Source organism: Thermoflexus sp. (genome assembly GCF_040289485.1).
Classification (GTDB): domain Bacteria; phylum Chloroflexota; class Anaerolineae; order Thermoflexales; family Thermoflexaceae; genus Thermoflexus.
Genome location: NZ_PSLG01000001.1, coordinates 38,198 through 58,091 on the forward strand (window position 1 = coordinate 38,198; position 19,894 = coordinate 58,091).

At 67.6% G+C, this 19,894-nt stretch carries 18 protein-coding genes and 1 tRNA gene; 7 read left to right on the forward strand and 12 right to left on the reverse strand.

Annotation, left to right across the window (positions count from 1 at the left end; all coding sequences use genetic code 11):
* Positions 1-62: 62 nt before the first annotated feature.
* Positions 63-854 (forward strand): sugar phosphate isomerase/epimerase family protein, encoded by a 792-nt coding sequence (locus tag C4313_RS00160; RefSeq protein WP_352427849.1) that lies wholly within the window; start codon positions 63-65, stop codon positions 852-854.
* A 458-nt stretch (positions 855-1,312) separates the two neighbouring features.
* On the forward strand, positions 1,313-2,074 hold the full coding sequence (locus tag C4313_RS00165) for a response regulator transcription factor (RefSeq protein WP_352427850.1): 762 nt from the start codon (positions 1,313-1,315) through the stop codon (positions 2,072-2,074).
* Here the strand turns inward: C4313_RS00165 and C4313_RS00170 are convergent.
* Positions 2,005-5,265 carry an ATP-binding protein gene (locus tag C4313_RS00170; protein WP_352427851.1) on the reverse strand — a complete coding sequence of 1,087 codons (3,261 nt, stop codon included), beginning with the start codon at positions 5,263-5,265 and terminating at the stop codon, positions 2,005-2,007. The two genes, C4313_RS00165 and C4313_RS00170, sit on opposite strands and share 70 nt — an antisense overlap.
* Before the next feature lie 276 nt (positions 5,266-5,541).
* On the opposite strand from C4313_RS00170, the gene C4313_RS00175 reads away from it, so the two are divergent.
* Together C4313_RS00175 and C4313_RS00180 are read left to right on the forward strand one after the other, a co-directional pair.
* Complete coding sequence (locus C4313_RS00175; RefSeq protein ID WP_352427852.1) at positions 5,542-6,033, forward strand: RpiB/LacA/LacB family sugar-phosphate isomerase; 492 nt, start codon at positions 5,542-5,544, stop codon at positions 6,031-6,033.
* Positions 6,034-6,074: 41 nt separating this feature from the next.
* A complete protein-coding gene (locus C4313_RS00180) occupies positions 6,075-6,791 on the forward strand; it encodes a radical SAM protein (protein ID WP_352427853.1) in 717 nt (238 codons plus the stop codon).
* A 65-nt stretch (positions 6,792-6,856) separates the two neighbouring features.
* On the opposite strand, the gene C4313_RS00185 is transcribed toward C4313_RS00180, so the two are convergent.
* From C4313_RS00185 to C4313_RS00195, 3 genes are all read right to left on the reverse strand, one after another.
* Positions 6,857-6,929: transfer RNA gene (locus tag C4313_RS00185), tRNA-Asn, on the reverse strand.
* A 58-nt stretch (positions 6,930-6,987) separates the two neighbouring features.
* On the reverse strand, positions 6,988-7,581 hold the full coding sequence (locus C4313_RS00190; protein ID WP_352427854.1) for a glycerol-3-phosphate acyltransferase: 594 nt from the start codon (positions 7,579-7,581) through the stop codon (positions 6,988-6,990).
* Positions 7,582-7,631: 50 nt separating this feature from the next.
* A complete protein-coding gene (locus C4313_RS00195) occupies positions 7,632-7,826 on the reverse strand; it encodes a MoaD/ThiS family protein (RefSeq protein WP_352427855.1) in 195 nt (64 codons plus the stop codon).
* A 209-nt stretch (positions 7,827-8,035) separates the two neighbouring features.
* On the opposite strand from C4313_RS00195, the gene C4313_RS00200 reads away from it, so the two are divergent.
* The 3 genes from C4313_RS00200 to C4313_RS00210 are packed head-to-tail and all read left to right on the forward strand — an operon-like array spanning position 8,036 to position 10,890.
* Positions 8,036-9,229 carry a hypothetical protein gene (locus C4313_RS00200; protein WP_352427856.1) on the forward strand — a complete coding sequence of 398 codons (1,194 nt, stop codon included), beginning with the start codon at positions 8,036-8,038 and terminating at the stop codon, positions 9,227-9,229.
* Between the two features lie 9 nt (positions 9,230-9,238).
* Complete coding sequence (locus C4313_RS00205) at positions 9,239-10,609, forward strand: SPFH domain-containing protein (protein WP_352427857.1); 1,371 nt, start codon at positions 9,239-9,241, stop codon at positions 10,607-10,609.
* Positions 10,606-10,890 (forward strand): hypothetical protein, encoded by a 285-nt coding sequence (locus C4313_RS00210; RefSeq protein ID WP_352427858.1) that lies wholly within the window; start codon positions 10,606-10,608, stop codon positions 10,888-10,890. Before C4313_RS00205 ends, C4313_RS00210 begins: the two co-directional genes overlap by 4 nt.
* A gap of 356 nt (positions 10,891-11,246) precedes the next feature.
* Here C4313_RS00210 and C4313_RS00215 read toward each other — a convergent pair whose 3' ends face one another.
* The 8 genes from C4313_RS00215 to C4313_RS00250 all read right to left on the reverse strand — a co-directional run.
* The gene (locus tag C4313_RS00215) at positions 11,247-11,438 is read right to left on the reverse strand and encodes a Sec-independent protein translocase subunit TatA/TatB (protein WP_352427859.1); all 192 of its coding nucleotides are present in this window, start codon (positions 11,436-11,438) and stop codon (positions 11,247-11,249) included.
* Between the two features lie 377 nt (positions 11,439-11,815).
* Positions 11,816-12,571 (reverse strand): hypothetical protein, encoded by a 756-nt coding sequence (locus tag C4313_RS00220; protein WP_352427860.1) that lies wholly within the window; start codon positions 12,569-12,571, stop codon positions 11,816-11,818.
* 453 nt (positions 12,572-13,024) lie between these two features.
* The gene (locus C4313_RS00225; protein WP_352427861.1) at positions 13,025-13,609 is read right to left on the reverse strand and encodes a hypothetical protein; all 585 of its coding nucleotides are present in this window, start codon (positions 13,607-13,609) and stop codon (positions 13,025-13,027) included.
* Positions 13,610-14,508: 899 nt separating this feature from the next.
* A complete protein-coding gene (locus C4313_RS00230) occupies positions 14,509-15,024 on the reverse strand; it encodes a DUF421 domain-containing protein (protein WP_352427862.1) in 516 nt (171 codons plus the stop codon).
* The gene (locus C4313_RS00235; RefSeq protein WP_352427863.1) at positions 15,018-16,442 is read right to left on the reverse strand and encodes a sensor histidine kinase; all 1,425 of its coding nucleotides are present in this window, start codon (positions 16,440-16,442) and stop codon (positions 15,018-15,020) included. The genes C4313_RS00230 and C4313_RS00235 overlap by 7 nt, the downstream gene beginning before the upstream one ends.
* 12 nt (positions 16,443-16,454) lie before the next feature.
* Positions 16,455-17,147, reverse strand: a complete 693-nt coding sequence (locus C4313_RS00240; RefSeq protein WP_352427864.1) for a response regulator — start codon at positions 17,145-17,147, stop codon at positions 16,455-16,457.
* Positions 17,148-17,356: 209 nt separating this feature from the next.
* The gene (locus C4313_RS00245; RefSeq protein WP_352427865.1) at positions 17,357-18,358 is read right to left on the reverse strand and encodes a ribonucleotide-diphosphate reductase subunit beta; all 1,002 of its coding nucleotides are present in this window, start codon (positions 18,356-18,358) and stop codon (positions 17,357-17,359) included.
* A gap of 35 nt (positions 18,359-18,393) precedes the next feature.
* A partial coding sequence (locus C4313_RS00250) for a ribonucleoside-diphosphate reductase subunit alpha (RefSeq protein ID WP_352427866.1) occupies positions 18,394-19,894 on the reverse strand: 1,501 nt, incomplete at its 5' end.

Below are 19,894 nucleotides of genomic sequence, written 5' to 3' on the forward strand. Positions count from 1 at the left end.
CGTTCTGCCCGCGTTCCGGCCGCGGGGTAAAATGGGGGGGAGGCGGGGAGGGCGCGGGCACGATGATCGGGATCAATTGCGGACGCCTGGCGGATCTGCCAGCCCTTCGCGATTTTGCCGAGGTCCACGGCCTGGGCCTGGAGCTGCAGGAGTTCGCTTCCCCAGAGACTTTGGAGGGCGACTGGCGCGCCTTGATCCGTCGATATCGCCAGGCCCTGGCCGGGTTCGCCGGGCCGATCTCCCTCCACGGCCCGTTCGTGGATCTGTTCAGCGGCAGCATCGATCCGCGGATCGCTGCTGTGGCCATGGAGCGCTACCGCCAGGCGATGGAGATCGCGGTGGAACTGGGGGCCTGGCTGGTGAACTTCCATCTGAACTACAATCCCCTGGTGGACGAGCCATCCTATCGGCCCCGCTGGCTGGAGCGCCAGGCGGCCTTCTGGTCGGAACTGGCCGAGGAGGCTCAGGACGCCGGGGTGCGCATCGCCCTGGAAAACATGTGGGAGCCGGACCCCTTCCTTCAGGTCGAGGTCATCCAACGGGTGAATCATCTTTCGATCGGGGCGTGCATCGACATCGGCCACGCCTATCTGTATTCCCGCGTCCCCATCCAGGCCTGGATCAACATCCTGGAGCCGATTCTGATCTACGTCCACCTGCACAACACCAACGGGATCCAGGATCGACACTTGCCCCTGAGCCATGGGATCATCCCGATCGAGCCTGTCCTCAGCCGCCTGGTGCGCTGCATGAACCGCCCGGTGCTGATCCTGGAACTGCCCGGCCTGGCCGAGATCCAGGAGAGCCTCCCGATCCTGCAACGGATCCTTCAACAGACGTCGGCGTTCCCATGAGGACACCAGGGACGCTCCTGGCGGCCTTCGCCCATCCCGACGTTGAGGCCCTTGGCCCTGCCAGGACCCCCGCCTTCTATGCGCAGCGGGGGGTTGCTGTGCGCGGTTGCGGGAGGGCCATGACCCGCGCCACTTCCGGTGTGACCATGACATCGACCGGAAGGCGGCATTGGGCGCCGCCCTCCCGGTCACCACCCGTATCGATGTCCGACCGGTCCTCGCGCGGAAGGCCCGGGCGGCCGCGTGCTCTTAGAGCCAGGGCGACGGTTTCATGCAACGGTTCCGTCTGGCGGCGTTCCGGCAACGCGCCTTTTGGAGGACCGAGGTGTTCCACCGGGCCTTCCCACCTTTCCGAGCCGGCGGAGACCGACATCCTTCCCTCACCGGCCGCGGGCGGGCGAGGCCGCGGGACGGACCCGGCTCGCCAAAAAGACCGCGCGACGATCAGGAGATCCTAAATGGGCATGACATCACCGCCTTCGGGGATCCGCATCTGGGTGGTTCACGAGGGGGCCGCGGCGGACGCCCATTTAGTGGAGACATTGAAACGGCACCGGTTCATGGTGGAAACGATCGCCACCGATGCTCTGCTGCGGGCCCTGCGAAACCGGCGCGCCCACGGGGCCGCAGCTGGGGAGAAGCCCGCCCTCATTGTGCTGGATCGCCTGGATGCCTCCAGAGGGCTCGAACTCCACCAGCATCTCCGGCGCCGGCTGGGCCTCCCCGTGCTCCTCATCGTGGATCGGGAGGACGCTGCCATGTGGGGCCGCCAGGATGACGGGGTGCTAGTCGCCCCCTTCTCCACCCGGCGGCTACTCCACCGGATCCGGGCGATGGTGGCCGCCGGCCCCAAGGAGATCGTCGAGGAGGAGATCATCGAGATCGGCCCGTTCCGGCTGAACACCCTGCGGCGGGTCCTCCAGCGCGGGGACGCCATCTATTGCCTCACGCCGAAGCAATGCCGGCTGCTGGCCATCCTGATGCGGCGGGCCGGCCACGTGGTCCCCCGGCGGGACCTCATCCGATGGGTCTGGGGGGGCGAGACGCCCGTCCGCAGCCGCACCCTGGACGTCCACATCCGCTGGCTTCGCCGTATCCTGGAGGAGGATCCGGCCCACCCCCGCTACTTGGAGACCGTCCGCCACGTCGGTTACCGCTTCTCGGCCTCTGGAGGGAAGCCCGATCCGGATCCGCGGGGGGCCAAGGGGATGGCGATGTAAAACGTGCTGCCCCGCCCCAACTGGCTCTCCACCCACACCCGCCCCCCATGCCATTCCACGATCGAGCGCACCAGGGCCAGCCCCAGCCCGCTCCCTTTGACGTGAGCGGTCTCCTTGCGACGGACCCGATAGAATTTCTCGAAGATCCGCGTCTGGTCGGCTGGAGCGATGCCGATCCCCGTGTCCTGCACCCACACCAGCGCGGTGTCCTCCCGTTCCGCGAGGCCCAAACGGATCGATCCGCCCTCTGGCGTGTATTTGATAGCGTTGTCCACCAGATTGGCGATGGCGCGGCGCAACCAGGCCGCATCCCCCAGCACCATCCCCTGACCACGGATCTCCACGGCCATCCGCAACCCCCGCGCCATCGCATGAGGCCGCATCTCCTGGAAAACATCCCGGACCACGTCCCTCAGGCGGCACAGGGCCCGCTGCCCAATCCCTTCCTCGATCCTCCGGAGATCGAGCAGATCGTTGATCATGCGGGTCATCTGATCGATGCCCCCCATGATCTTCTCCACATACTCCTGCTGCCGCGCGGTCAGGGGACCGGCCAGCCCCAGCATGGTCACAAAACCTCGCATGGCCGTGAGCGGGGAGCGCAGATCGTGAGAGACCGCGGCGATGAAATCGGATTTCAGACGATCCAGTTCCTTGAACGGCGTGATGTCCCGCACGAGCAGAAGGCAGCCCACTTCCCGCCCATCCTCCATGCGGAGATCACACCGGCCCGCCCAGAAGGCTCGTCCGTCCGCCCGGCTGATCTCACGGCTCCGGATCTGCCCTGGCGGCACGGGCTCGCGAAGCAGATCCAGCAAATCCCCATCGTGGAGCACCGAAGCGGCGGGCTGGCCCAGGGCCTTGGAGACGGACAGGCCCACGAGACGCTCCGCCGCCGGGTTCGCGAACCGGAGGTCTCCCTTTGGATCGAACAGAAGGATGGCGTCAGGGCTGCTCTCCAGGACCGCCCGGAGCCGCTCCCGCTCCGCCCGCACGGCCTCGTAGAGCCGGACGCGGGCAAGAAAGCCCGCCGCTTGATCGAGGATCAGCCGAACCAATTGGCGCTCGGAATCCAAGGCCCGATGGGGCGGGTCAAAGAGCAACCAAGCGATCCCCTCCTCCCCCTCACCTCGGATCGGCAGGAGAGCCAGCGAACGATCCCAATGGCCCCGGAACAGCACGTCCGGGAGACCCGGTCGGCGCCCCTTGCTGATCCCCCATCGGGGGAGCGGATGTTCCCGAGCCCACGCCCAGCACACCGCATCCACCGGATCGGTTTCGGCCTCCCCTTGAGCGGTGAAGGCCCGCAGCCGTCCCTCCGGATCCTGGATCAGGATCCGTGCCCTTGAGGACGGAACAGCCTGCTCCAACGCGTGGGCCACCGCTGGGAGTCCCTGGTCGATGCCCTCCGCCTCCGCCAACCGCTGGTTTAACGCCAACAAGAGGGAGAGATCCTTCAAGCGCGAACGCAGGGCATGGCGCATCTGTTCCATCGCCGCTGCGAGGGCGCCCAGTTCGTCGACCGACTCGCTCGGGATGGGGTCCCCCAGATCGCCCCGCGCCATCCGAACGGAGGCCGACGTCAGCTGTTCCAGGCGGCGGGCGATGGGACGGCTCATCATCCCAAACGAGATCGCTCCTACCCCCGCGAGCCCCAGGAGGAGGGCCCCCAGCGGGAGGATCAGGATGACAGACCGTCGGATCAGGGCCGCGCGTGGGTAGCGGATCACCGCCCACCACTCGGTGCCCGTGAGCCGCCGGCCCCAGATCTGCTCGACCGTCCCCCGCGGGGAGATCCGGGCGAAGGCGAAAGATTCTGCCGGCCCGCCGGGCGGGAGCGGGAAGATCTCCCCCAGACGTCCCACGTCGGAGTGCAGGAAGATCCGCCCCTCCCGGTCGATGATCAGTCCCCGGGCCTCGGGAAGGCTTCCCTGCAATGATGTGAGGACCTCATGCAGGGCTGGGTTTTCCTCCACCCACACGCGGCCGATCAAGATCCCCGGGGGCGGATCCCCCTCCAGGGGGGCGAGGAACGAGATCCCAAAGCGCCCGTCCGGCAAGCGGTCGAACGCCGTATGCAGGGCGGCCCGAGCGCTCCAGGCCTCGGCCAGGGCCGAGCGCTCCAAGGTCGAGAGGCCCCACCGCATCGCCTCCGCAGGGTAGGCGGCCACGACCTCCCCCTCGCCATTGACCACCAGGAGGGCGTTATACACCGGTCCGGTCTGGACGAGCCGGCGCAGCCCCAGGCCGGTCGCCGGAGACGGCGCCATCGGCACCGACCCCAGGATGGCCAGGTCCGCCAGCAGGGTGTCGCCGGTGTGCAGAAAATGGGCCAACCGCTCGGCAGCCCGCTCGGCCTGCTGTTCCATCGCCTCCGCCCACTCGCTCTCGGCCCGGTGGATCGCCCACAGGAGAAGCCCACCGAACAGGGCGAGGATCAGGCCGGCGATCCATGCCCCGAACAAAGCGAGGAAGCGGATCTGGATGCGACGGGCATAGGACGGCCATGCCGCAGGGCGGCGGGTTTGTCGGAGGATCGGCCAGCGGTGATGGGCGGCCTGGGCGATCAGGCCGCTGAGCAGCGCCCCGAAACCGGAAGGCATGGCCACCGCGGTCGCGAGGGTCCACACCCCGTCCAGCGCCTCCCACCAGGAGGGATAGACGGTGGCCCAGGACAGCCCGTTGAAGAAGAGCCAGACCAGCCATCCGAGGACGGCGACGACCAAGGGCTGTCGGAGAAGCCGGAAGGGACGCCCGATCCAGTTCTGGGCCAGCGCCCCGCCGATCAGGGCCGCCTCCATGGCCACGATCCAAGGCCCGTGCAGCACCCGCCCGTCGATCAGGATCCCGGCCACCCCTCCCAGCAGCAGGCCGACCCACGCCAGCGCTCCTGGCCCCCAGCGGGCACCCCAGATCAGGTAAGGCAACCCCATCAGGGGGGTGAACGCCAACCGAAAGGGAAGATCCGGGAACCGATCTGAGGAGACAACCGGGGTCAAGGCGGTAAGGAAGGCAAGCAGGAGAAAGAGCCCGTCGCTGACCTCCGCGTTTTCCCGCAGCGCCCGAAGGTCTCTGCGGCCTGCGATCCCGATCCCCAAGGCCGCCGCGAAGCCCAGGGCAGCCAGCAGCCAGCCCCATCCCGAGCCAGGCCCTACCAGACGACCGGGAAGGATCAGGAGCTCCAGCCGCATCGACCTGTTCTCCTGGCGACGGCCTGGGCTCTCGCCGGCAGCCCGGCCCGCGCCCGCCGCACGGAGGATCCCCCGAACCAATGGTAGCGGGAACGCCGGAACCTCGCCAGCGGATGGCACGACCGATCCGGAGAGGAAAACAGATCCCTCCCCGGGGCCGGATTATAATGAGAGGGGAAATCTCTTCGCAGGACGCGGGGGAAGGAAGGGATACCCGCCACCGAGGGGCGGCGGGGACGAAGCCCCAACGGATCCTCAGGAGACGGAGGGAAAGCCATGCGGATCGTCGTGGGCAGCGATGAGCGCACCCATCTCACGGACGTGGTGATCGAGGAGCTGCGGCGCCGCGGCTTCGAGGTGGAGCCAGTGGGGCCCCTGGCGGGGGAGAAGGCCTACTGGCCCCAGGTGGCCCGCATCGTGGCCGAGAAGATGGCCCGGGGCGAGGCCGATGAAGGCATCCTGTTCTGCTGGACAGGGACCGGGGTGAGCATCGCAGCCAACAAAGTGCCGGGGGTCCGGGCCGCCCTCTGCGAGGACGCCGAGACCGCCCGGGGGGCACGCCTTTGGAACAACGCCAACGTGCTGTGCATGAGCCTGCGCCGCACCTCCGAGGCCATCGCCCGGGAGATCCTGGACGCCTGGTTCGGCACCCGCTACGTCCCGAACCCGGAGGATGACACCTGCTTGGCCCAGGTGGCCGAGATCGAACGGACCTACGCGCAGGCCTCTGGGCCGATCCCCTCGCCGGCCGGCGCCCCGGCGCCATGAAGCAGAGGCCGGCGCCCCCCATCCCGAGGCGCCCGCTGGCGATGGATCTGGAATCTGCGGACCCAGGCCGCCCTCTGGGAGCCGGCCGAGGAGGTCGACCCGAGCGGGCGGGCGGCCCCGACGGGCGGCCCCGAGGGGAAGCCCGGGTCGGCGGGCGCGCCGTCCGCCTGCTGAAGGTCCTCCTCACCTCCGCGTGCGAGCGGGATTGCTACTACTGTCCTTTCCGGGCGGGCCGCTTCTTCCGCCGGGCCACCTTCCAGCCGGACGAACGGATCCGGCTGGTGATCACGCTGGATCAGCGCGGGCAGATCGACGGGCTGTTCTTGAGTTCCGGGATCATCGGCGGAGGGATCCGAACCCAGGACCGCCTGTTGGCCGTGGCGGAACAGCTCCGGCGCCGCTTCGGCTATCGGGGATACCTGCACCTGAAACGGATGCCGGGGGTCGAGGCCGAGCAGGTCCGGGAGGCGATGCGCTGGGCCGACCGGGTTTCCATTGACCTGAAGTGTATTTCTCCTCCCTCCATCCAGGCCGGACACCCTTATGGGCGCCGCCCCTCGCCTCCAGCTGTCCTCAGACTAAGGATCCGAACAGTCCCGCATCCGCCCGCAACGGAGGCAGCGGAGCCGGCAGTGGATCTCAACCATCGGCGCGCCGCAGATCTCACACCGCCGATCCGCTTCCGGATCCGCCTCGAAACCGGCGGGCTCGCCCGCACCGGCGAGGGGACGCTCGTCCATCGCCTCGGAATCCTCTGACGAAAGCCGAACCGCTGCGCCGTCCACCCTGGAGAACGAAAAGGCCGCCTGCGCGGCGGCCTGGACTCCCCGGGGAGGACTCGAACCTCCAACCCGCCGGTTAACAGCCGGCTGCTCTGCCTGTTGAGCTACCGGGGAAGGTCATTTCAATTATAAAGAGACGGGCCTCCTCCGTCAAGGTGAGGAACCCGGACGGCTACCGGCGGATCCGGAGGCGACCGAGCGCTCCCGGAGACCGGCGGATTTGATCCAGCCCCTTCTTGATCCCGACGGTGGGCAGCAGAAGGACCGGGTAAAGCGTATACCGCAGGTCGCGCCCCAGCAGCAGGGGGAGCAACGGCAGCCAGATCATCCCGGCCAAGAGGCTCTCATCCCACCGACGGGTCAACATGTAAGCAATGAGGAAGACAGCAACGGCAAAAAGGGTCTCCCCGGGGAGGAGGGCCAGCATCACCCCGATGGTGGTCGCCATCCCTTGCCCTACCCGAAAACGCAAAAAGGGCGAGGTGTCATGGCCCAAGACCGCCGCCACGCCTGCCCAAAAAGCCTGGGGCTCGGCAAGGCCCAAGGCCTGGGCCCAGCGCACCGCGGCGTAGCCCTTCAGGATATCCAGGATGGCGACAGTGACCCCCCAGCGCCAGCCCAGGTGCAGCCAGACGTTGCGGGCCCCCGGGTTGCCGTCCCCTACCGTCCGGATGTCGATGCCCGCCCCTTGCCGGGCCACCAGGTAGGCCGTCGGGATCGCCCCCAGCAGATAAGCTGTGCCCAAAGCCGCCAGGATCGTCCCCATCGTCCCCCCTGCGAGCCGGTGGCGACCGGAAGACCCCTTCCGGGCGGCTTTCAGCGGCCCCCGGAGATCACCGCCACCAGGCGGATCTCATCCCCGTCCTGGAGGACGGCCTCTTCGTGCAACAGCTTGCCTTCGCGAACCGCCAAGGTGATCTCCGGATTCAGGCCCACCCGCTTCATCGCCTCCCGCACCGTCAGGCCAGGAGGGACCTCGAACACTTGCTGGCGATAGATCAGGCGGACCATGTTCCCCCCGTAGCGGCAGATCTGCCGTTGTTGTCCCTCTCTTATGATTTTATTATACTAGTGAAAAAGGCCTCTTCTTCATCGCCGCACGCATGGGGCCCACCGGCCCCGGCGGTCAGATGCCGATCCTTCGCCCCGCGCTACCCCAGGGACCCCGGGGTCGTGGTTGAGGGCCGGGCAGGTATTTTCGAAAGCGGGGCGGAGCCGGAATGAGGCGGGTGCTCTATTTCCTGGCGGCCCTAGGGATCCTGGGGATCGGGAACCTTTATGCCCTCCTCCTGTACTGGATCGGAGGATGGATGGGCACAGGGATCGGGCTGGCCCTCTGGCTCAGCGCCCTCCTCGGGATGTTCTTTTACCTCAGCCTCCTTTTGGCCCCCGCCTCGGGCCGAAGGATCCGTGATCTCCGGGGGTTCTTTGCCCTCTTCATCCTCCTCGGCCCCCGAACGATGGGAGCGGTCCGCAATGGCCGTCCCCGCGCCACACCGCCCTCGACCCGTGGCCCCGGGCTGTGGCTGCTGGATGCGCGCAGCGCGGCGGCCCTGGAGCAGGCCACCGGCCAGGTCCGGGTGGAAGGGCCTGGCCTGGTTTATGTAAGAGGGCTGAAATTGCTGAAGGTGATCCCATTAGAACCCGAGGAATCCATCGCCACCTTTATCGACCTACGCCCCCAGCGGGCCCCTGGCTCCAACACGCTGATCCGAACCCGCACCCGGGATGGCCTCTCCCTTGGCCTTCAGATCCGCACCCACGTCGCCTTCGCTCCCCAGCGCTGGAACTGCCAAGCCCCTTACATGCACCCGCCCCTCAGCATGCGCCATGCCATCCGCGCGGCTTTACGGGCGGCCCGGGTGGATGAGGACCGCGTGCTGGCCTGGCACGAGATCCCCCACGAGATCGCGAGAGGCGAGTTGCAGCTCCGGGTGGCCGAGCGCCATTCGGACGAACTGCTGGCCATCGACCGTCAGGGAAGCGGCCCGGACGAGCCCCCTCTGGTCCGCCTGCGGAAGGAGCTCCAGGCGGCCGTGGCTTCACGACTGACAGGCCTCGGGCTCCGTCTGGAGCGCCTGCGTCTGACGCTGGCGGAGGTCCCGCTGGAGGTCCAACGTCAGCGGGTGGCGGTGTGGCAGAGCCACTGGGCCCTTCGCCTGGCGCGCTGGCATGGATGGGCGGAGGCGAGGATCTTCGTCGAATACATGGGGGCCCGCCAGTTTGCCCAGGTGGAACTGCTGCAGGCGCTGAGCCAGGCGCTGACAAAGGAAGAGATCCATCTGGAGATCGTGCTCTGGCACCTGCTGGAGGCCATCCGCGCGGCCGCCCGCCGCGAAGGCCTCCCGCTGCCCGCCGAACTGGAGCGGCTCCGGGAGCACCTTCAGTCCCTTCCCTCCGACGCTCCCCCGTGAGGCGAACCGATGCTTCCCTGGGCGATCCGGGCGCTCTTCTATCTCCCCATCCTGATCAGTCTCGGGCTCGCGTTGGCGATCGGCCCGGTCCTTCCGGACCTGCTGGCGGGGAGAAGGCCCCCCTCCACGATGCTCGTTGCGGGTCTTCTCAGCGCGATCGTCCCCTTCGGTTTCCTCCTGATCCATGCGGTCGCCTTTGTAAAAAACCTGTATCACGTGCGCCGGCGCACGGCCCTCGCCTTCGTCCTCCGCATGGCCTTCCCGATCTGGCTGATCCCCATCGGCTGGCTACGCCGTCTGATCCTGCCCAAAGCCCAGGCCCGGGACGGCGATCTGACGCCGGAGAGCCGGACCTCCCCCGTGGCCCGCATCGGGGGGCCAGGGTTCCTGATCGTGCACGAGAGCAACGCCGTGATCCTCGAGCGCTGGGGGTCCTTCGCCCGGCTGGTGGGGCCCGGTGAGCATCTCCTGGAGCCCTTCGAACACCCCGCCATGGTCCTTGACCTCCGCCCCCAATCCCGCCACCGCACTGTGAACCCGTGGACCCGCGATGGGATCCGGGTGCAGTGCGGGCTCCGGATCTGGTGCGTCCTGGATTGGCAGGGCCCAGACGCTGAGAACCGCGAGCGCCTGATCCGGATGGCCTACCAACTGTATAGGCGGACCGAAGAGGAAAGCATGCAGGTGGATTGGGCCTCGGACCTGGCCGACGAGGCGGCCATCGTGCTGGCCCATCAGATCGCCGCCTACCCCTTCGACGCGCTGTGGTCGCCCTACGTGGAAGCAGGCAGCAGCCCCTCGGCACCCCCTCGGGTGTTGGGCGACTCACCGGAACGACAGGGGGCCTCCGAATTGCCGGACTGGGGGATCCCGGAGCGCCCGCCCGCCGACGCTCCGACGATGGTTCTCTGGGAGGACCTGCGCCGGCAGGTCCAGGAAGAGACGGAGCGGATCGCGAGGGAGATGGGGGCGCGCCTGCTTTACCTGAGCCTAGAACCCCCAGTCCCCCATCCCGACATCCGGGCGGAGGTGGAGCAGGCCTGGCTGGCACAATGGCAGGCGCCGTGGCGGGCATGGGTGGTTCACCAGCATGCCCGGGCGGTGAGCGAGCGGATGCGGTTCCAGGAACTGGCCCGGGCCCTGGGCCAGCGGGAGTTGCTGGAGGCCATGGCCAAGGCCGTGCGACAGGAGAACCAGGCCGGCGCCCCCCAACAACGCCTCCACCGCATCGCCCTGCGCATCATCGAGGTCATCGAACAGTGGGCACGCCCCCATGGGGAGGAGGCCACCCTCACCGAACTCGTGGAGCTGCTCCGCTACTTCGAGGAGAGGCTCCGGAGCGGCTCCGATCAGACCGCCGGCGGGAGGGGAACCCCATGAGACCTGCGTTCGGGAGGCCCGAGGAGGCAGAATTCCGCGCCCGGCGGATCCGGGGCCTGATCGAGCGGTGCGGCCTGGGAGAGGACCCTATTCTGAAGGCACTGACGCAACGGCTGGCCCACAGCGAATGGGAGCCGATCGTCCATGCCGCCTCCCGGCTGGCGGGGCTCGACCGCCGGGAGGGGCTGGCCAGTTTCGAGGTCTGTGTTCAACGGGTGTGGACGGAGGCCGCCTGGCGCCTGGGCAGGCTCTCTGCAGCCCCACGTCGCCGCCAGGCCTAGTGTCTCTGTCAACTCAGATGACGAAAACGGCTGGACCGCCATCAAGGCCGTTGGTGGCTGCGATCGGAGCACCCCCAGTTTGAGGACCTCGGGATCGTGCCCGGGAAGGACATGCGCTACCCAGTCATCGCCATCCTGAAGCCGACCCCGGCGCCGGGATGAGGATCCAGCCGATGGGTCCCCAGCCGTTGACCGGCGACGGCTCACCGCCGATGCAAGCGCACAAAGCGATCCGCCGCAGGGGTGCAGCGCGCTGGGCCGCTACGGTATGGCGGCGCGAGGCCCCCCGCGGGGTCAGTGGAGCCTTCGCCAGAAAGGGGGACAACGCCCCCCACTGGACCCTGGACATCGAGGCCTCAGGCCGGAGGATCCGGGGGATGCCGATCGGATCCCGGCGGGGCCTCCGTCCGGTCCTCCTGGAGGCCCCGCCGGAACTCCCGCACGCTCTGGCCCAGTTCGCGGGCGACGGCGGAGAGCCGGCCGGGCCCGAAGAGCAACAAGGCCAAGAAGAGAATGAGGAGCAGCTCCTCTGCACCGATCCGGATCACAAGCGCCTCCCCAGGGAGAACACGAAGCGCCCTTCAACGGGCGCGCCGGACCAGCCGGACGCGGGTGGCATACCACGTATCATCGAAGTGGCCGACGGCAAGGTCCTGGATGTCCCGGCCCCGCCGCGTCTGATCCCCCGGGCCAACGAAACGGCCAACGAAACAGTTCTGCCATCTTGCCCTCCAGGTCACCGGCTGGGCCGCTGGCCCGGGGGGTTGTGATGAAAACCGTCACCACAAACCCGCTCTGTTGAGCGGGCGCTGTCAAAGTCGGGCTAAAGCGTGCGCCCGGAAGACGGGACCAGTGTCGTCAAGCCCGGCCTAGCGCTCAACGAAGCGGATCGCCTTGACATCACCGGCGGCCCGTCGTCTTCCGGTTAGGGCGACGTGCTCAGCACGGGCGATACCTTGATCCACGTCTGCCCACCATCGTCGGTCTGGAACAGCGCGTAGTCGTAGGATTTCCGGTCCTGGGCCACCATCCAGCCGACATTCGGCGACACGAAGTCCAGTTCCCTCACGTTGAACCCCTCCGGGGTGGAAAAGCTCTCCCAGTGGCGTCCGGCGTCCTTCGTCCTCACCCCAAGGCTGCCGTCCGTGGTCGCTACCCAGGCATGAAGCCCATCAACCGCGAACGAGGTGGCGGTGCTGATGCTCCTCACTTCGTGCGTGAAAAGCACTTCCCACGATCCACCCGTGCTGTCCGAGGCGAAGATGGTAAGCTGCGGCCTATTGGAACCCTCCTCCACCGCGAGGAGGATGAGCTTCGACCCGAGCGGCAAGGGGAGGCCGACCCAGCTCGGCGCGCCGCCGGGGAGGTTGACCTTGTTCCATGTCTTTCCGCCATCTTCCGTTCTGTAGAGGGCGGCGCCGGTGCTCAACCAGCCGTGGCCCGCGTCCTTGAACCGCAGGTCTCCCGCCAGACCGCCGGCGTAGACCTGTGTCCACGTCCGGCCCCCGTCCGCGGTGGTGAAAATCTCCCCGCGGCTGTGGTGAGCGCCGCTCATGACTTCAATCCAACCATGCCGGCTGTCCGCAAAGGTAAGGACCACTCCGCCGTCGGCGATGATGTCCGGCTTGATCGCGGCGAGCCGCTCCCAGCTGTGGCCGCCGTCCGACGAGCCGTAGACCACGTACGTCTCCACGTCAAGATACCAAGCCTTGCTTGCACCCGCGAAAGCTCCGAGACCGCCGACGATAGATGGGGGCCTGTTGCCCACTTGGGACGGGGTGACATCGATCCACGTTTGGCCGCCATCCGTCGTGCGCAAGACACGGCCGTCGGCGGACATCGCCCACCCGGTCTTCTCATCCACCATGTGAATTGACGCGATAGCCAAGGGCGCTGCGGAGCCGCCCACCCCCGATCGGGAAGGCCGTGTCTTCCCGTTGGCTTCGGAGGGCAGATGTTGTGCACCCAAACTACATCCGGCCAGGGAAAGGCAAAACACAAGCGTAGCCACAAGCGAGAGACAAGACTTCATCGCGACGCCCCTTTGATGTGGAAAATTGAATCGCGCCGAGGAGCAGCGTGGCTCCACGAAGAGCAGCCGCTGCCCCTTGCGGTCGCACCACCCCTTACTGGGTCAATGGGTCGCGAGCGTGCCGGTGTTCACGTCGAAGGTGATGTGAGTGCCGTCGCTTGCGACCAAGCTGAGCATCGCGTCGTTGGCGCCGACCAGCGTGAGCGCGCCGTGCCCCTTCAAGGTGTACTCGGCGATCCTCTCGGGGATCGGCGTGCTGAAGCGGGTGGCTACGACGACGACGCCGACGGACTCGTCGCGGGCCAACGCGCCGGCGTAGACCAGTCGATCCCTGCCCAACCAGGTGCTCGTGAAGACGTACACCGATTGCGCCCAGGGTGGTGGGGTCAGGCCACCGCCGCCGACGATGCCGTACACGGGACCGCCTTGGGGCCCGCCGGCCGCAGGCGGGGGAACCTTCACGCCCTTTTGGGGAGCCGCGGCTGGGTGGGCCGCCTCGAGCGACTGGCAGTACTCCTGCACGACTGCCCGCTTGTCTTGAGGCAGATTCAACGACTGGACAAGCTTGCAGAACGGAAGTCCCGCGGGGGAGCCGCTTGCCATTCTGTACCCGGCACCGAGACCGGCAAGCAGGAGACCTGCGGCTGCAGCAACGAAGGCCTTCATACGCTTGCGGCGCGACTTCATGATAACCACCTCCGCTACTTATTCCACTTGATGTCTGTGGAGTACGGCAGCGACGACTGTGACGTCGGGCAAGGCGTCGACCCGTAGCAGTTCAGCGCGTCATAAAGTTGCTGCCAGCCCTGAGACGGCGTGTTGTCCGTCCCCGCGCAGCCGCCGCGTTGCTGGCACGCCTGGTACTGGGTCATTTCACCCGGGAAGTAAAGAGTCCTTCCCGACTGGTTGTAGTATCCGTAGAGGCTGATCTGCTGCCACTGCCGAGCGTTTGCTCCAGTAGTGTTATAGATCTGGGGCAAGGGCCATGCCGGGCTGACGCCCCAGGATACGTACCACACGTCCGACTGGCGCCAGCCATTGTTGCAGGTGCCGTCAATGCCGGGCCGTGTACCCGAAGTCGGGCACCCGTCGGCGCTCCCGAAGTCATAGTAGGGAGGCCGGCCGCTGACTCCCGCGTAACCGTCCGCCCAGGCGCAGGTGTTCGTCGTGCTGTTCCAAGAGGGCTCGAGGTCAGCTGCGCCCCACACCGTCACCTGGTCGCTGTAGCCCCGGTTGGAAACCCATGTCGCCACCGCCTTGGCCACGTTCGCCCAGTCGGCGCCAGTTCTGCTGTCGACGTAGGGCCCATAGTTATTAACGCCGATGCCGAGATTGAGGTAGATATTCGATGGTGAGCACGCCCACCAACCTGCCGCAAACCCCTCAGCCGCGCTCTCCACAACGGAGTATGGAACGAAGATGCCGTTCAGGGTGTAGACTCCATAAACACCGTTACGGATCCAATCAGGTCCTCTCCTTCTCTTAGCCGAGATCCACCAAAAAGAATAGTCCGAAGGGCCCACGTCTACCTGAAGGAGGGCCAAAGAAAGCCTTAAGGGAAGCTTAAAACAGCGATCCGAGGGGGATCAGCGGGAACGACGTAGGAACCGAACCGGGTGCCGGATCCGGTGGGTGGTCCCGCCGGCGGGGATCACGCTGATGGAGCCGTCGACCTCCAGAACGGCCATCTCGACCTCCTGGAGATCAGCGATCCCGTGCTCGCGGATCGCCGCCGCCAAGAGCGCGGGGTCCAGCCCTTCCCGCTCCAGGTTCCGCTCCAGCACCCGCCCGTGGAGCACGAGGAGGGTGGGTGTGCCCTCCAGCAACGCCTGCAGACGGGGCGAGCGCAGCCGCAAGCGGGCCACAAGGGCGTTTATGGTCATCAGCACCCCTGCCGCGAGGATCCCTCCCACAAGAGAGGTGTCCGGGCCGACCATGGCGTTCTGCACTGCGTTGGCCAAAAGCAACAGCAACACCAGATCGAAGAAGTTGAGGGAGCCGATCTCCCGTTTGCCGCTCAGCCGCAGGCCGATCAACGTAGCCAAATAGACGGCCGCGGCGCGGAGCACGATCTCCCATGCGGGAACGGCCAGATTCAGCATACGGGTTCCCTCCCTTCAGGGGCTGCAGGGACCACGAACGTGAAGGCGCTCCCCTTGCCCGGTTCGCTTTCCACCTCGATGCGGCCGCCGTGGGCCTCAGCGATCATGCGGGCCAGGAAGAGGCCCAAACCCAGACCGGGCCGCTCCTCCTGGCTTCCCCGATAGAACGGTTCGAACAGGCGAGGGCGTTCCTCCAGGGGGATACCCGGCCCGGTGTCCCGCACTTGGAACCAGACCTCCCGGTCCCGGACGCCGGCCCGCAGGGTCACACAGCCGCCGGGCGGCGTGAACTTGATGGCGTTGTCCACGAGGTTGTCCAAGGCCTGGGCCAACCGCTCCGGGTCCCCGTCCAAGCACGGAAGTTCCGAAGGGATCTCCTCTTGCCAGAGGAGGCCCCGCATGCGGGCGGCCGCGGCCCACGCCCGCGCGCGCTCCCGCAGCCAGGCGGCGGGCTCCAGACGCTGCCGCTTCAGCGGCAATGGCCCCCCCTGGGGAGCCGCATGGGCGAGGTCCTCGAGCAGACGGGTGAGATGGACCATCGTCTGAGACATCCCATGTAGCAATTCGCGGCGCAGCGCTGGGTCCTCAGCAGCCCCGCCCTGGAGGGCGTGGAGGGCGGCCTGCGCGGCGCCGATCAGCCGGCCGAACTCATGGACGATCCCCCGCAGCATCAGCCGCCGGGCTTCCTCGAGTTGGGCCCGCCGGGCCTGCAGGCGGTTGAAGGCGCGGATCAGCAGCCGAACCTCCTGGGGTCCCGCCTCCGGCAAGGTCTGGGCAAGTCCCTCCAGCGGGGCTGCGGCCATCGCCTGGGCCGTCTGCTGCAACGGGCGGCTGAGGGATTGGGCCAGCAACAGGGCGGCCAGGCCGCTGAGAGCCAGCCCTATCCCGATGATACCGAGGATCAGCCGACGGGCTGTGCGCAACCCGGCGGCGACGTCCAGAAGGCGACGCAGGAGCCGCACGTAGCCAGGCCGGCCGCCCTGCTCACCGGTGACCGGGATCAACACATCGATGGCGATGTCCGAATCGGCCCCACGCAGGGTCGCCTGCCAGGCCGGTGCCCCGCCCTGGGCCCGCTCGAAGAGGGGGCCCGCAGCGAAATCGCCAGGGGCGAATCCCCCTGGGGGGGAGACGGCCAGGAGCCGTCCCTTCGGATCCAGCAGGAGGACCTGCGTGGGCTGTTGGATGGCCAGGGCCTCCAAGAAGGCCTGGGCGGTCCCCGGGTCCGTCCAGATCTCCGGCAGCATCGTCCCCAGCCGAGCAATCAGGATCCCTTGGTCGACCATCTCCCGGGCCAGGGCGGGCAACAAGATCCGCTCGGGCACGAGTTCCAGCAGGGCCGAGCCCACCCCGAGGGCAACCAAGAGGAGGGGGAACATCGTGCCGAGGAAGAGGCGCCCACGGAAGGTGCGTGCCATCGTTCGGGCTCCTCACGCCGCAGGGACCAACTTGTAACCCACCCCGCGGACGGTGACGATCCTTCGGGGGTGATCCGGGTCCTCCTCGATTTTCTCCCGGAGCCAGCGGATGTGTACATAGAGGGTTTCCGGCTGGCCTGCGTACTCGGCCCCCCAGACCTGGGTGAGCAACTCATTGGTGGTGAAAACCCGGTTGGGGGCCGTGGCGAGGGTATACAGCAGATCGAACTCACGGGGGGTGAGGGCGACAGGGCGCCCGGCCACCGTCACGGTGCGCCCCGCCGGGTCGATGGTCAGGTCCCCGACCACCAACGGCGCAGCCACCCGCGAAGGGGAGGCCGCCGACGCGCGTCGCAACACGGCCCGGATCCGGGCGATCAGGACGTCGGTGTCGAACGGTTTGGTGATGTAATCGTCGGCCCCCAGCTCTAGGCCCAGGACCTGATCCAGTTCCCGCCGCCGGGCGGTGAGGAAGATCACTGGCACCCCGAAGGCCTCCCGGAACCGCTGCAACGCTTGCAGGCCATCCATCCCCGGCAGGCCGATGTCCAGCAACACGAGGTCCGGGCGCTCCCGAGCGGCGATGGCCAAGGCCTCCTCCGCGCTGGCGGCAGTGTGAACCCGGAAGCCTGCCCGCTCCAGGCTGAAGGCCAGGCTCCGCCGCAGCAAGGTATCGTCGTCCACCAAGAGGATCCGCGCGCCCATCGGCTCCCCCTGTAGGTCCAGCCATCGCCCCGCGGGCCCGAGATCCCCGCCCCCGGGGCGCCCCCAGGGGACCGGCGCCTTTATTGTAATCCTTCCCCTGGAAAGGCCACCCGGCAGGATCCGATCGACCCCTAGGCGGGTCTCTGCCCTTCCGCTTGGGCGGATGATGTTTGCCGGCGCCGCTGGGGGACATGGAGCGCCCGATCGGATCACCCCCACGTCCGGGGACGCCCCACCTCGTAGTTCACGTTGGGCGCCTCGAAGAAGTTCACTTGCTCGGGCAGATCGATCTCCGCGGCCAGCCAGCGGAAGGGGTTGGCCTCGTGGAAGTGGGGGCCCAGGCCGAGTTCCTCCAGCCGCCGGTCGGCGATATAGCGCACGTAGCGGTTCAAGGCCTCGGCGCTGAGGCCCAAGAGGGGGCGCGGCAGCAAGGCGCGGTTGTAGGCCTCCTCCAGCGCCACCGCCTCCAGGATCATTGCTCGAAGCGTGGCCCCCAGCTCCGGCGTCCGCACCTCCGGATGCTCCTGGAGGAAGGCGAGGATCAAGTGGAGGCCGAAAGAGAGATGCAGGCTCTCATCTTTGAGCACCCAATCGATCAGGGTGCACAGCCCCCGCAGCAGGTTGCGCCGTCGGAAGGAGAGGGCGAAGGCAAAGCCGGAATAGAAGAAGATCCCCTCGAGGACGACGAAGAAGCCCACCAGGTTGCGCAGGAAGCGTCCCCGCCCCTCCAACGTGTTCAGGTCGGGGCGATGGTGGAGGATCTCATCCGCCAGCCGTCGCTGGAAATCCGCCTTGGCGGCCGCCGCCGGATGGTCCTCCAACGCCCGGAACACCCGCTCCCGATCCACCGGCAAGGTCTTGATATAGGTCTCAAAGGCCATCACGTGATTGGCCTCCTCCCAGGCCTGGCGGGCCAGGTAGAGGCGCACCTCGGGGGCCGTCAAGTAAGGGTAGAGGGCCATCAGCAGGTTGCTGGTGACCAGGGATTCCATGGGGTTGAAGAACCCCAGCATCTGCTCGACGGCCTGGCGCTCCTCATCGCTGAGCCGCTCGTGCCAATCGCGGACATCGTCGTGGAGAGGGATCTCCTCAGGGAACCAGGTGTTGCGCTTGGCTTGTTGCACGTGGGCGTAGGCCCACGGATAGCGTAGCGGGAACAGCCGCGCCGGCTCCACAGGGTCGCCACCGATCAGGCCGTAGGCGGTGCGCATGGCCCTCTCCTCCGTTTTGAGGTTGAACGCCTGGCCTATTGGCAAGCCTCACACAGGCCGTCGGGGGAACAGAGGTCACCGGCCTGGAGCTGGCCCTCCGCTGCCACCACCCAGCCGGGGCGTTGAGCGGCCTTGTTGACCCGCAGGGTGGCCGGCTCCGGGCGCATGCGGGGGGCGATATACGCGTAGTAAGTTGCCTTCAACCCCATACGCCACGCCTGCAGGTAGATCTCGGCCAGCTCGTCGGGGCGCTCGACGACCAGATAAAGGTTCCGGCTGATCCCCATGTCGACCCACTTCTGGGCCCGGGCGGTGATCTCCAAAAGGGCCTCCGGCCGGATCTGAAAAGCCGTGGGGAAGCGCCGGCGCACCGGTTCGGGGATCTCAGCGATCGGTGCCAGATCCCCTTGGGTCTCCACCAGCCGCTCCCGCACCTGCTCCCACAGCCCCATCTCCTTGAGGGTCTTCACCAGCACCGGGTTGAACTCGATGAAGCGGCCGGAGAGGGTGGTGCGGGTGAACAGATTGCTATAGTAGGGCTCCAGGCTGGGGCTGGTGCCGGCGATCAAGGCGATGGTGGCGGTGGGGGCGATGGCCATCACGGCCCCGTTGCGGATCCCCTGCCGGACCGCCGCCCGCAGCTCTTCCCAATCGCGGCGCCGGCCGCGGTCCACAGGCAGGGGTGCTCCGCGCGCCCGCTCCAGGTCCTCCAAGGTGTCGAAGGGCAACCGCCCCTTGGCCCACTCGCTCCGGTCGAAGCGGGGGAAGGGACCCCGCTCCCGGGCGAGGGCGACGCTGGCTGCAATGGCCTCATAGGCGATGGCCTCCACCACCCGATCGGCCCGCTCGGCGGCCTCCGGGTCGTTCATCGAGAGGCCGAGACGGGCGATCCACTCGGCGAAGCCCATCAGCCCTAACCCCACCGGACGGTTGAGGAGGTTGCTCCGGCGGGCCCGCTCGGAAGGGTAAAGGTTGAGGTCGATGACATTGTCAAGGGCCCGCATTGCCGTGCGCACCGTGCGGGCCAACGCCGCCTCGTCCAGCTCCCCATCGCGGCCTAGGTGGCGGATCAAATTGACGCTGGCCAGGTTACATACTGCGATCTCGTCGACGTTGGTCGGCAGCGCCACCTCGGTGCACAGGTTCAAGGAATGGATGACCCCGATCTCCCGCAACATGCTGCGGATGTTGCTGCTGTCCTTGAAGGTGAGCCAGGGATGGCCGGTCTCCACCAGGGCGGCCAGGATCTTGGCGTAAAGGGCGCGGGCCTGCACCTTCCGCCACGCCCGACGCGGAAGCTCTCCCCGCTCGGCTGCCTCGATGTAGCCCTGATACCGCTGCCGGAAGGCCTCCCCATAAAGGTCCACCAAGTCCCCGACGTAAAGGGGATCGAAAAGATACCAGTCAGCGTCGGCCTCCACCCGCCGCATGAACTCGTCCGGGATCCAGAGGGCCGTGTCCAGGGAGGGCGTGCGGAGGTAGGGATCCCCGACGTTGCGGCGCAAGTCGAGGAAGGCCTCGACCTCCAAGTGCCAT

Bases quoted from the DNA above. Each gene is read 5' to 3' on its own strand.
- C4313_RS00190 (WP_352427854.1), bottom strand. From the start codon at position 7,581: ATGGGGACGATCCTGGCGGCTTTGGGCACAGCTTATCTGCTGGGGGCG.
- C4313_RS00205 (WP_352427857.1), top strand. From the start codon at position 9,239: ATGCTTCCCTGGGCGATCCGGGCGCTCTTCTATCTCCCCATCCTGATC.
- C4313_RS00170 (WP_352427851.1), bottom strand. From the start codon at position 5,265: ATGCGGCTGGAGCTCCTGATCCTTCCCGGTCGTCTGGTAGGGCCTGGC.
- C4313_RS00160 (WP_352427849.1), top strand. From the start codon at position 63: ATGATCGGGATCAATTGCGGACGCCTGGCGGATCTGCCAGCCCTTCGC.
- C4313_RS00180 (WP_352427853.1), top strand. From the start codon at position 6,075: ATGGATCTGGAATCTGCGGACCCAGGCCGCCCTCTGGGAGCCGGCCGA.
- C4313_RS00225 (WP_352427861.1), bottom strand. From the start codon at position 13,609: ATGAAGTCGCGCCGCAAGCGTATGAAGGCCTTCGTTGCTGCAGCCGCA.
- C4313_RS00245 (WP_352427865.1), bottom strand. From the start codon at position 18,358: ATGCGCACCGCCTACGGCCTGATCGGTGGCGACCCTGTGGAGCCGGCG.
- C4313_RS00175 (WP_352427852.1), top strand. From the start codon at position 5,542: ATGCGGATCGTCGTGGGCAGCGATGAGCGCACCCATCTCACGGACGTG.
- C4313_RS00210 (WP_352427858.1), top strand. From the start codon at position 10,606: ATGAGACCTGCGTTCGGGAGGCCCGAGGAGGCAGAATTCCGCGCCCGG.
- C4313_RS00195 (WP_352427855.1), bottom strand. From the start codon at position 7,826: ATGGTCCGCCTGATCTATCGCCAGCAAGTGTTCGAGGTCCCTCCTGGC.
- C4313_RS00165 (WP_352427850.1), top strand. From the start codon at position 1,313: ATGGGCATGACATCACCGCCTTCGGGGATCCGCATCTGGGTGGTTCAC.
- C4313_RS00240 (WP_352427864.1), bottom strand. From the start codon at position 17,147: ATGGGCGCGCGGATCCTCTTGGTGGACGACGATACCTTGCTGCGGCGG.
- C4313_RS00235 (WP_352427863.1), bottom strand. From the start codon at position 16,442: ATGGCACGCACCTTCCGTGGGCGCCTCTTCCTCGGCACGATGTTCCCC.
- C4313_RS00230 (WP_352427862.1), bottom strand. From the start codon at position 15,024: ATGCTGAATCTGGCCGTTCCCGCATGGGAGATCGTGCTCCGCGCCGCG.
- C4313_RS00200 (WP_352427856.1), top strand. From the start codon at position 8,036: ATGAGGCGGGTGCTCTATTTCCTGGCGGCCCTAGGGATCCTGGGGATC.